9 protein-coding genes and 1 pseudogene are annotated in these 11268 nt (G+C 68.1%); all 10 read left to right on the forward strand.

Annotation, left to right across the window (positions count from 1 at the left end; all coding sequences use genetic code 11):
• Positions 1–1598, forward strand: a 1598-nt coding sequence (locus ACFU8Q_RS33245) for a 3-hydroxyacyl-CoA dehydrogenase family protein (RefSeq protein ID WP_384461352.1), incomplete at its 5' end; no start/stop codon positions are given.
• Between the two features lie 285 nt (positions 1599–1883).
• A complete protein-coding gene (locus ACFU8Q_RS33250; RefSeq protein ID WP_384461355.1) occupies positions 1884–2699 on the forward strand; it encodes a TetR family transcriptional regulator in 816 nt (271 codons plus the stop codon).
• Positions 2700–2752: 53 nt separating this feature from the next.
• A pseudogene (locus tag ACFU8Q_RS33255) lies at positions 2753–3019 on the forward strand (GNAT family N-acetyltransferase); the annotation flags it as partial.
• 361 nt (positions 3020–3380) lie between these two features.
• Positions 3381–4826, forward strand: coding sequence for a crotonyl-CoA carboxylase/reductase (gene ccrA, locus ACFU8Q_RS33260; RefSeq protein WP_384461358.1), 1446 nt, complete (start codon positions 3381–3383; stop codon positions 4824–4826).
• 1 nt (position 4827) lies between these two features.
• A complete protein-coding gene (locus ACFU8Q_RS33265; protein WP_384461361.1) occupies positions 4828–6840 on the forward strand; it encodes a protein meaA in 2013 nt (670 codons plus the stop codon).
• Complete coding sequence (locus tag ACFU8Q_RS33270) at positions 6837–7799, forward strand: HpcH/HpaI aldolase/citrate lyase family protein (protein WP_384461363.1); 963 nt, start codon at positions 6837–6839, stop codon at positions 7797–7799. The genes ACFU8Q_RS33265 and ACFU8Q_RS33270 overlap by 4 nt, the downstream gene beginning before the upstream one ends.
• Positions 7800–7801: 2 nt before the next feature.
• Positions 7802–8329, forward strand: a complete 528-nt coding sequence (locus ACFU8Q_RS33275; RefSeq protein WP_266749959.1) for a MaoC family dehydratase — start codon at positions 7802–7804, stop codon at positions 8327–8329.
• Positions 8330–8331: 2 nt separating this feature from the next.
• Positions 8332–9537: an acyl-CoA dehydrogenase family protein gene (locus ACFU8Q_RS33280; protein WP_384461366.1), complete on the forward strand. Its 1206-nt coding sequence runs from the start codon at positions 8332–8334 to the stop codon at positions 9535–9537.
• A gap of 181 nt (positions 9538–9718) precedes the next feature.
• Positions 9719–10366: a phosphatidylserine decarboxylase gene (locus tag ACFU8Q_RS33285; protein WP_326768947.1), complete on the forward strand. Its 648-nt coding sequence runs from the start codon at positions 9719–9721 to the stop codon at positions 10364–10366.
• 22 nt (positions 10367–10388) lie between these two features.
• Entirely contained in the window at positions 10389–11210 is an 822-nt protein-coding gene (pssA, locus tag ACFU8Q_RS33290; RefSeq protein WP_384461369.1) for a CDP-diacylglycerol--serine O-phosphatidyltransferase, read from the forward strand.
• Positions 11211–11268 lie beyond the last annotated feature (58 nt).

The following is an 11268-nucleotide window of genomic DNA, read 5'->3' on the forward strand; positions in this document are numbered from 1 at the left end:
CCGAGGACGAGCGGAGCGACGCCCTCGCCCGCTTCCGTACCTTCGGGGACCTTCGGGCCGCCGCGGAGGCGGAACTGGTCATCGAGGTCGTGCCCGAGTCGTACGAGATCAAGCAGCAGGTCTTCCGGGAGCTCGACGCGATCGTCTCCCCCACGGCGATCCTGGCGACCGGCACCAACGCCCTGTCGGTGACCCGGCTGGCCGCCGAGTCGCTGCGCCCCGAGCGCGTGCTCGGCCTGCACTTCTTCAACCCGGCGCCCGCGATGAAGCTGGTCGAGGTGGTCTCCTCGGTGCTGACCGCGCCGCCGGCCGTCGAGGCAGTCACCGCGCTCGCCCGCAGCCTGGGCAAGGAACCGGTCGCGGTCGGCGACCGGCCGGGTTTCGTCGCCGACGGGCTGCTGTTCGGGTACCTCAACCAGGCCGCCGCGATGTATGAGGCGAACTACGCCTCCCGTGAGGACATCGACGCGGCGATGAAGCTGGGCTGCGGCCTGCCGATGGGCCCGCTCGCCCTGCTCGACCTGATCGGGATCGACACGGCCCGCACCGTCCTGGAGGCGATGTACTCCGCGTCGCAGGACCGGCTGCATGCCCCGGCCCCCGTCCTCAGGCAGCTCAGCGAGGCGGGGCTGACCGGCCGCAAGTCGGGCCGCGGCTTCTACACGTACGCGGAGTCCGGCAGCCAGACCGTGGTGCCGGACGCGCTCACCCCGCAGGCCGGCGCGTCCGCGGTGGCCGGGCGCACGGTGCGGTCGGTGGGTGTCGCGGGCTCGGGGACGATGGCCTCGGGGATCGCCGAGGTCTTCGCGAAGGCCGGCTACGACGTGGTGCTCGCCGCCCGCAGCCAGGAGAAGGCGGACGCGGCGAAGGGCCGGATCGCCAAGTCCCTGGAGCGTTCCGTCACCAAGGGGCGGCTGACCGCCGAGGCCCGGGACGAGGCCCTGGGCCGGATCACCGCGGCCGGTTCGCCGGACGCCTTCGCCGATGTCGATCTCGCGGTCGAGGCGGTGGCCGAGGACCTGGCGGTCAAGCAGCAGCTGTTCGGGATGCTGGACAAGGTCTGCAAACCGGGCGCGGTGCTCGCCACCACGACCTCGTCGCTGCCGGTCGTGGCGATCGCCCGGGCCACCTCGCGTCCGCAGGACGTCGTCGGGATGCACTTCTTCAACCCGGCGCCCGCGATGAAGCTGGTCGAGGTGGTCCGCACGGTGCTCACCGCGGACGATGCCCACGCCACGGTCCGCGAGGTGTGCGTCAAGGTCCGCAAGCACCCGGTGGACTGCGGGGACCGGGCCGGCTTCATCGTGAACGCGCTGCTGTTCCCGTACCTCAACAACGCGATCAAGATGGTCGAGGAGCACTACGCGAGCCTCGACGACATCGACGCCGCGATGAAGCTGGGCGGCGGCTATCCGATGGGCCCGTTCGAACTCCTCGACGTCGTCGGACTCGATGTCTCGCTCGCCATCGAGAAGGTGCTGCACGGCGAGTTCCGCGACCCGGGCCTGGCCCCGGCGCCGCTGCTGGAGCATCTGGTGGCCGCCGGCTGCCTCGGTCGCAAGACGGGGCGCGGCTTCCGCGAATATGCCCGGCGCTGAGAGGGCCCGGCAGTGGGCGGCGCGGACGGGGCTGGGGCGCGCGCATCGCAAGGCGGAGGATTGAGGCATGGCGAATGGGGCCTCCCCTGCTCGAGCGAAGCCGAGAGCTCGGGGAACATGGTGATGGACGACAACGCCGCGAGGCGCGCGCCCCAGCCCCGCGACGCCGCGAAGCCCACTGCCGGCCCCGCTGAGCCGGGGGCCGGGTGGGGAGGACTGCTCGATCCGTCGGGTGGCCCGCCCCCACAGGCGCGTTCCCCTGCACCGATGCAGTACGTTCACACCATGTCCCAGCCCGCCAGGTCCCCCCGTGTCTCCGCCGCGCCCGACCCCCAGGAGAGTGCCGCAGGCACCCGCGCCGCCGCTCAACGGCTCAAAATGCGCCGTGAACTGGCCGCCGCGGCGATGGAACTCTTCGCCACGAAGGGCTACGAGGCGACGACGGTCGACGAGATCGCGGGCACCGCCGGCGTCGCCCGACGGACCTTCTTCCGGCACTTCCGTTCCAAGGAAGAGGCGATCTTCCCGGACCACGACGACACCCTCGTCAGGGCCGAGGCCGTCCTCAACGCCGCCCCCGCGCACGAGCACCCCCTCGACACCGTCTGCCGCGGCATCAAGGAAGTCATGAAGATGTACGCGGCGAAGCCGGCGGTCTCCGTGGCCCGCTACAAGCTGACCCGCGAGGTCCCGACCCTGCGCGAGGCGGAGATCGCCTCGGTGGCCCGCTACGAGCGGCTGTTCACGCGCTACTTGCTGGGCCATTTCGACGAGCGCGACCACCACGTCGGCAACGACGACCCGCTGCTCGCGGAGGTCGCCGCGTCCGCCGTCGTCACCGCGCACAACCATGTGCTGCGCCGCTGGCTGCGGGCGGGCGGCGAGGGCGATGTGGAGGCCCAGCTCGACCACGCTTTCTCGATCGTCCGCGACACGTTCGGCACCGGCATCGGCGCGGGCCGGATCGCGGGCGCCGAACCCGCGAAGCAGCCGGCCGCTTCGGTGACGTCCCAGGGCGAGGTGCTGGTCACGGTGGCGCGGACGGACGCGCCGCTCGACGAAGTGATGCGCACGATCCAGCAGGCGCTCAAGGACCGCTGACCGGGGGCGGGACGGCCCCCCGCCCCGCCCCACCCCGGAAACCGGGTTGCCACGCCATGGCCGGGGACGAGCCGGTGAGCGCGGCACGGATGGAACTGCACCCCGGCTTCGCGCGGCTGTGGGGCAGCGGGACGGTCCCCGCATGACGCGGGAAGGGAATCCACCGGGCCCTGGTCGCCCACCGCGCCCGGATCGCGGCGGAGCGCGGCTACCGCTACCTTCAGGTCGACGCCTCCGACCAGAGCTGCCCGATCCTTCAGCGCCTCGGATTCCTCACCCTGAGCACCACGACTCCGTATGTGTACCGGCCCTCGCGCTGACCACTCCCGGCGGGACGGAACCGCGTGGAACACCGCCCATCCCGCTCATGCGTGACCGGCGGGTGACAAGTGAGAGAAATTGTTGGCACCGAGTGCCTTGCCAGGTGTCACGGAGTGCCATACGTTGAAGTTGTCCGGGCGGCCGGCGTGCCGAGACCTCACGTACGCCGGCTGTCCCCGCAAGCCAGGTGCCTGCGCGCCCGGACGCCTGCGTCACAGGCAAACCCTTCTGCTCCACAGAGCAAGCCGAAGCCGTACCAGCCGAACCGACGGCAGCACCTCCACACCACACAGCTCCCCCCGCTGCTCGCAGGGACCCTCAAACGCTCCCTCAGCGCCCCCCATCCGCCGGAGGCACACCGTGAAGGAAATCCTGGACGCGATCCAATCGCAGGACAGTACGGCCGCGGACTTCGCGGCCCTGTCCATCCCTGAGTCGTACCGCGCGGTGACCGTGCACAAGGACGAGACGGAGATGTTCGCCGGGCTCGCCACCCGCGACAAGGACCCCCGCAAGTCGCTGCACCTGGACGAGGTCCCGGTGCCCGAAATCGGCCCCGGTGAGGCACTAGTCGCCGTCATGGCGAGCTCGGTGAACTACAACTCCGTGTGGACCTCGATCTTCGAGCCGATGTCCACCTTCGGCTTCCTGGAGCGCTACGGAAAGCTCAGCGAGCTCACCAGGCGCCACGACCTGCCGTACCACGTCATCGGCTCCGACCTGGCGGGTGTCGTCCTGCGTACCGGCCCCGGCGTCAACGCCTGGCACCCCGGCGACCAGGTCGTCGCACACTGTCTCTCGGTCGAACTGGAGTCCTCGGACGGCCACAACGACACGATGCTCGACCCCGAGCAGCGCATCTGGGGCTTCGAGACCAACTTCGGCGGTCTGGCAGAGATCGCACTTGTCAAGTCCAACCAGCTGATGCCGAAGCCGCAGCACCTCAGCTGGGAGGAGGCCGCCGCTCCGGGCCTGGTCAACTCCACCGCGTACCGCCAGCTCGTCTCACGCAACGGCGCCGGCATGAAGCAGGGCGACAATGTGCTGATCTGGGGCGCCAGCGGCGGACTCGGTTCGTACGCCACGCAGTTCGCGCTGGCCGGTGGCGCCAACCCGATCTGCATCGTCTCCAGCGAGCAGAAGGCGGACATCTGCCGGAAGATGGGAGCCGAGGCGATCATCGACCGCAACGCCGAGGGCTACAAGTTCTGGAAGGACGAGCACCACCAGGACCCGCGCGAGTGGAAGCGGTTCGGCAAGCGCATCCGCGAACTGACCGGCGGCGAGGACGTGGACATCGTCTTCGAGCATCCGGGCCGCGAGACGTTCGGCGCCTCGGTGTACGTGACCCGCAAGGGCGGCACGATCGTCACCTGCGCGTCGACGTCCGGCTACAACCACGAGTACGACAACCGCTACCTGTGGATGTCGCTCAAGAAGATCGTGGGCTCGCACTTCGCCAACTACCGCGAGGCGTGGGAGGCCAACCGCCTGGTGGCCAAGGGCAAGATCCATCCGACGCTGTCGAAGGTCTACTCCCTGGAGGAGACCGGCCAGGCCGCGTACGACGTCCACCGCAACCTCCACCAGGGCAAGGTCGGCGTGCTGGCACTCGCCCCCCGCGAAGGTCTGGGGGTGCGCAACGAGGAGCTGCGCGAGCAGCACATCGACGCGATCAACCTGTTCCGTGACGCGTCAGCGGAGGGGACCGACAAGCACAGCCGGGACGCGTCAGCGGAGCGGACCGACAAGCACAGCCGTGACGCGTCAGCGGAGCGGACCGACAAGCACAGCCGGGATGTCTGACATGAGTGGCCGTCAGAAGGACCGTCCCTGGCTCATGCGGACGTACGCCGGTCACTCGACCGCCGAGGCGTCCAACGAGCTCTACCGGCGCAACCTCGCCAAGGGTCAGACCGGCCTGTCCGTCGCCTTCGACCTGCCGACGCAGACCGGGTACGACCCCGACCACGTCCTCGCCCGCGGCGAGGTCGGCCGGGTCGGCGTGCCCGTGTCGCACCTCGGTGACATGCGCCGGCTGTTCCAGGACATACCCCTGGAGCAGATGAACACCTCGATGACGATCAACGCCACCGCGATGTGGCTGTTGGCGCTCTACCAGGTGGTCGCCGAGGAGCAGGGCGCCGATCCCACGAAGCTCCAGGGCACCACACAGAACGACATCGTCAAGGAGTACCTCTCGCGCGGGACGCACGTCTTCCCGCCCGGCCCTTCGCTCCGGCTGACCACCGACATGATCACGTACACGGTCAACCGCATCCCGAAGTGGAACCCGATCAACATCTGCAGCTACCACCTGCAGGAGGCGGGAGCCACTCCGGTCCAGGAGATCGCGTACGCCATGTCGACGGCCATTGCGGTCCTGGACGCCGTACGGGAATCCGGCCAGGTGCCCGAGGAGAAGTTCGGCGACGTGGTCGCACGGATCTCCTTCTTCGTGAACGCGGGCGTCCGCTTCGTCGAGGAGATGTGCAAGATGCGCGCCTTCGGGCGCATCTGGGACCAGGTCACTCGTGAGCGGTACGGCATCGCCGATGCCAAGCAGCGCCGCTTCCGCTACGGCGTCCAGGTCAATTCGCTCGGTCTGACCGAGGCGCAGCCGGAGAACAACGTCCAGCGCATCGTCCTGGAGATGCTGGCCGTCACCCTGTCCAAGGACGCCCGCGCCCGGGCCGTCCAGCTGCCCGCCTGGAACGAGGCTCTGGGGCTCCCCCGGCCGTGGGACCAGCAGTGGTCGCTCCGTATCCAACAGGTCCTCGCCCACGAGAGCGATCTGCTGGAGTACGAGGACATCTTCACAGGCTCGCATGTCGTCGAGGCCAAGGTGGACGAGCTGGTCACCGAGTCGCTCGCCGAGATCGGCCGGATCCAGGAGATGGGCGGCGCCATGGCGGCCGTCGAGTCCGGCTATCTGAAGTCCGAGCTGGTCTCCTCGCACGCGGCCCGCCGGGCCCGGATCGAGGGCGGCGAGGAGAAGATCGTCGGCGTCAACATCTACGAGACGACGGAATCGAATCCGCTCACCGCGGACCTCGACGAGGCCATCATGACCGTCGATCCCGCCAATGAGGCCAGGGTCGTCACGGCCCTGGCCGCGTGGCGCGACAACCGTGACGAGGGCCGTGCCACCGATGCGCTGGCCGCGCTGAAGAAGGCCGCCGCGGGCACCGAGAACCTGATGGAGGCGACCGTGGAGTGCGCTCGCGCGAGTGTCACCACCGGCGAGTGGTCCTGGGCGCTGCGCGATGTCTTCGGCGAGTTCCGGGCTCCGACGGGCGTCTCGTCGGCCCCGGTCGCGGTGACCGCGGAGGCCGGCACTCCGCTCGCTCTGGTCCGCGAGAAGGTCGCCCGGACCGCGGCCGACCTGGGCGCCGGGCGGCTGCGGCTGCTGGTCGGCAAGCCGGGCCTGGACGGGCACTCCAACGGCGCCGAACAGATCGCCGTACGGGCCAGGGACGCCGGCTTCGAGGTCGTCTACCAGGGGATCAGGCTGACCCCCGAGCAGATCGTCTCGGCCGCCCTCGCCGAGGACGTGCACTGCGTCGGCCTGTCGATCCTGTCCGGTTCGCACGCCGAACTCGTCCCCGACGTACTCACCCGCCTGCGCGAGGCGGGCGCCGCCGACATTCCGGTGATCGCGGGCGGGATCATTCCGCCCGCCGATGCCGCGGCCCTGATCGGGGCCGGTGTCGCCGCCGTATTCACCCCGAAGGATTTCGGTATCACGGAGATCATCGGCCGTATCGTCGACGAGATCCGGAAAGCGAACAAGCTCGACCCCCTGGAGGTCCCCGCATGACTGCCGTCAACCGCCTGCGTCCGCGCCGCTCGTGCCTGGCCGTGCCCGGCTCGAACCCGCGGTTCCTGGAGAAGGCCCAGGGCCTCCCGGCCGACCAGGTCTTCCTCGACCTGGAGGACGCCTGCGCGCCGCTCGCCAAGGAGAGCGCCCGGCACACCATCGTCGACGCGCTGAACAACGGCGACTGGACGGGCAAGACCCGGGTCGTGCGGGTCAACGACTGGACGACGCACTGGACGTACCGCGATGTCATCACGGTCGTCGAGGGCGCCGGCCAGAACCTCGACTGCATCATGCTGCCGAAGGTCCAGGACGCCCAGCAGGTGGTCGCCCTGGACCTGCTGCTGACCCAGATCGAGAAGACGATGGGCTTCGAGGTCGGCAGGATCGGCATCGAGGCGCAGATCGAGAACGCCAAGGGCCTGGTGAACATCGACGACATCGCCGCCGCCTCGCCCCGCCTGGAGACCCTGATCTTCGGCCCGGCCGACTTCATGGCGTCGATCAATATGAAGACCCTGGTCGTCGGTCAGCAGCCGCCCGGGTACGGCGCGGACGCGTACCACTACATCCTGATGCGCATTCTGATGGCGGCCCGTACGCACGACCTCCAGGCGATCGACGGCCCCTTCCTGCAGATCCGCGACGTGGACGCGTACCGCGAGGTCGCGGGCCGTGCGGCGGCGCTCGGCTTCGACGGCAAGTGGGTGCTGCACCCCGGTCAGGTCGACGCGGCCAACGAGGTGTTCTCGCCCTCGCAGGAGGACTACGACCACGCCGAGCTGATCCTCGACGCGTACGAGTGGTGCACCTCCGAGGAAGGCGGCAAGAAAGGCTCGGCGATGCTCGGCGACGAGATGATCGACGAGGCGAGCCGCAAGATGGCCCTCGTCATCGCGGGCAAGGGCCGCGCGGCCGGCATGCAGCGCACCTCCAAGTTCGAAGCGCCGGAGGCCTGATCATGCAGTTCGGGCGCACCTATGAGGAGTTCGAGGTCGGTGCAATCTACAAGCACTGGCCCGGGAAGACGGTCACGGAGTACGACGACCACCTCTTCTGCCTACTGACCATGAATCATCACCCGCTGCACATGGACAGCAACTACGCGGAGAAGACCACCGATTTCGGCAAGAACGTTGTAGTCGGCAACTACATCTACTCGCTACTGCTCGGCATGTCCGTGCCGGACGTCTCCGGAAAGGCGATCGCCAACCTGGAGGTCGAGTCGCTGAAGCATGTCGCGCCGACGTTCCACGGCGACACGATCTACGGCGAGACGACCGTTCTCGACAAGACTCCGTCAAAATCCAAGAGCGACCGTGGGATCGTCCACGTCGAGACCAAGGGCTACAAGCAGGACGGGACGCTCGTCTGCGTCTTCCGGCGCAAAGTGATGGTCCCCACCGAGACGTACATCAAGGAGCGCGGCGGGGAGCAGCCCGGCCGCCCCGAGCTGAACCAGCCTTCGCAGAAGAACGTGGAGAAGTAGCCATGACGCGACTTGCCCAGACTGCCGACCTCAATGATGTCCAGCAGGAAATCCTCTCCACGGTCCGGGATTTCGTCGACAAGGAGATCATTCCGGTCGCAAACCAGCTGGAGCACCGTGACGAGTACCCGACGGAGATCGTCGAGGGACTCAAGGAACTCGGCCTGTTCGGGCTGATGATTCCCGAGGAGTACGGAGGGCTGGGTGAGTCGCTTCTCACATATGCGCTGTGCGTGGAGGAAATCGCGCGCGGCTGGATGAGCGTGTCGGGAATCATCAATACGCACTTCATCGTGGCGTACATGCTCAAGCAGCACGGCACCCAGGAGCAGAAGGATACGTTCCTGCCGCGGATGGCACTGGGCGAGGTCCGGGGCGCCTTCTCGATGTCCGAGCCGGCGCTGGGCTCGGACGTCTCGGCCATCAGCTCCAAGGGCGTCAGGGACGGCGAGGAGTACGTCCTGAACGGCCAGAAGATGTGGCTGACGAACGGCGGTACGTCCTCGCTCGTCGCCATCCTGTGCCGGAGTGACGAAGGCCACCCCGAGGGGACCGCTCCGCACAAGTCGATGACGACGTTCCTGGTGGAGAAGGAGCCCGGTTTCGGTGAGGTCCGGCCCGGCCTCACCATTCCCGGCAAAATCGACAAAATGGGCTATAAGGGCGTGGATACGACCGAACTCATCATGGACGGACTACGTATTCCAGCCAATCGCGTACTGGGCGGCACCACCGGCCAAGGGTTTTACCAAATGATGGACGGCGTCGAGGTCGGCCGGGTAAATGTGGCCGCGCGTGGCTGCGGCGTCGCTCAGCGTGCATTCGAACTGGGCATTTCCTATGCCCAACAGCGCGAGACCTTCGGAAAGCCGATCGCCCAGCACCAGGCGATCCAGTTCAAGCTGGCCGAAATGGCCACCAAGGTCGAGGCCGCCCATGCAATGATGGTAAATGCAGCGCGCAAAAAGGACTCCGGGGAACGAAATGACTTGGAGGCAGGGATGGCGAAGTACCTCGCCTCCGAGTACTGCAAGGAAGTCGTCGAGGACGCCTTCCGGATCCACGGCGGCTACGGCTTCTCCAAGGAGTACGAGATCGAGCGCCTCTACCGGGAGGCCCCGATGCTGTTGATCGGTGAAGGTACCGCCGAGATCCAGAAAATGATCATTGGGCGCCGACTCCTGGAGGAGTACCGGTTCCAGGGTTGATTGCCCCTTTCAGGCCGATTTGGCCGCGAAGAAGATCACACCCTGTCATCCTCGGCCGGTGCCTTCAAGCCGTCCGACTCGGCTGCTGGCTTGCCCAGTTGCGGGCGGCAACCGCTAACATCGCCGGAAAAGCCGCCGTCCCCCGTTGCCAGCGCGGCATCATCCGCTACGAAGGTCATCCATGCCCGACAGCCAAACCTCTGCACCACGCGGCGGAGTCCGCCTTGCGCGCGGAGCTTCGCCGTGGCTCCTGCCGACCGTCGCCACCGCGGCACTCAGCCTCGCCCGGGCCCGCAAGTCCGGACGCTGGGCGGCGGTGGCCGTGCCCACCACCGCGCTCGCGGCGGGCATGCTGTGGTTCTTCCGCGACCCCGAGCGCGAGATCGCCCAGGGCCGGGTCATCTCACCGGCCGACGGTGTGGTGCAGAGCATCATGCCGTGGAAGGACGGGCGTACCCGCGTCGCGATCTTCATGAGCCCGCTGAATGTCCACGTCAACCGTGCGCCTCTGGCCGGAACGGTGACCTCGGTCGAGCACGTCCCCGGTGGGTTCGTTCCGGCGTTCAACAAGGAGAGCGAGAACAACGAGCGCGTTGTCTGGCACTTCGACACCGAACTCGGCGACATCGAGATGGTGCAGATCGCGGGTGCGGTCGCACGTCGTATCGTCCCCTACATCCCGCAGGGCACGAAGGTGGAGCAGGGCGAGCGCATCGGCCTGATCCGCTTCGGCTCCCGGGTCGACATCTACCTTCCGGAAGGTATCGATGTCGCGGTCGAGGTCGGCCAGGCCACCACCGCGGGGGTGACTCGAATTGACCGTGATTGATCCTGAGACCCAGGCCGGCTGGGTGCCCGAGGCGGAGTCCGAGGAGGATGCCGGCGAGGACATGCCGCTCTCTCTGCGGCTGTCGATAGCGGACACCCTCACTCTCGGCAACGCCACGTGCGGTTTCATGGCGGTGTACTTCACCACCACCGGAATCCTCATCCCGCACCTCACGGGCAGCGACGAGAGCGGCATGGCCCGGCACTCCGCGGCCACCGCCGTGATCCTCATGCTGTTGGCCGCGGTGTTCGACCTCTTCGACGGGCTCGTGGCCCGCAAGCTGCGCTCCTCGCCGATGGGCGCCGAGCTGGACAACCTCTCGGACCTGATCAGCTTCGGGCTCGCCCCGGCGTACTTCGTCCTCGTCTACGGCATGGTCGCGGACGACGCACACCAGCGGGTGTCGGCGCTGGCGGCGATCGTGGTGCTGCTGGCGGTGGTGCTCAGGCTTGCCAGATTCTCCTGCGTGACCATGAAGGACGGCATGTTCCAGGGCATGCCGAGCCCCTTCGGAGCGCTCACGGTCGTCTCGATCGTGCTCCTGGAGCTGCCGTTCGTACCGACGCTGCTCGCGATCGTCGGAGTGGCGTGGCTGATGGTCAGCCGGGTCGAGTACCCGAAACCGCGAGGCGTTCTCGCGGTGGCGATGCTCAGCTGGATCGTGGCCGCGATGGGACTCCTCGCCGCGTGGGCATTCGATGCCCCCGGCGGTCAGCTGCTCCTCCAGACCGGCTGTGCACTGCAGGTGGTCCTGGGAGCGGTCATCCCGCTCTTCGCGACGGCCCGGCGGGTGAACACCTTCCGCGGCAACCGGCGCGAGGCCCGGGCGACCCAGCTGCCGTAGGGCCGGAACAACAGGCAGAACACACAAGAGGGCCCCGGGTGCTCCCCAGCACCCGGGG

The organism is Streptomyces sp. NPDC057543 (assembly GCF_042801895.1).
In the GTDB taxonomy this organism is placed as follows: Bacteria; Actinomycetota; Actinomycetes; order Streptomycetales; family Streptomycetaceae; genus Streptomyces.

Bases quoted from the DNA above. Each gene is read 5' to 3' on its own strand.
- ACFU8Q_RS33285 (WP_326768947.1), top strand. From the start codon at position 9,719: ATGCCCGACAGCCAAACCTCTGCACCACGCGGCGGAGTCCGCCTTGCG.
- ACFU8Q_RS33265 (WP_384461361.1), top strand. From the start codon at position 4,828: ATGAGTGGCCGTCAGAAGGACCGTCCCTGGCTCATGCGGACGTACGCC.
- ACFU8Q_RS33250 (WP_384461355.1), top strand. From the start codon at position 1,884: ATGTCCCAGCCCGCCAGGTCCCCCCGTGTCTCCGCCGCGCCCGACCCC.
- ACFU8Q_RS33270 (WP_384461363.1), top strand. From the start codon at position 6,837: ATGACTGCCGTCAACCGCCTGCGTCCGCGCCGCTCGTGCCTGGCCGTG.
- ACFU8Q_RS33275 (WP_266749959.1), top strand. From the start codon at position 7,802: ATGCAGTTCGGGCGCACCTATGAGGAGTTCGAGGTCGGTGCAATCTAC.
- ACFU8Q_RS33280 (WP_384461366.1), top strand. From the start codon at position 8,332: ATGACGCGACTTGCCCAGACTGCCGACCTCAATGATGTCCAGCAGGAA.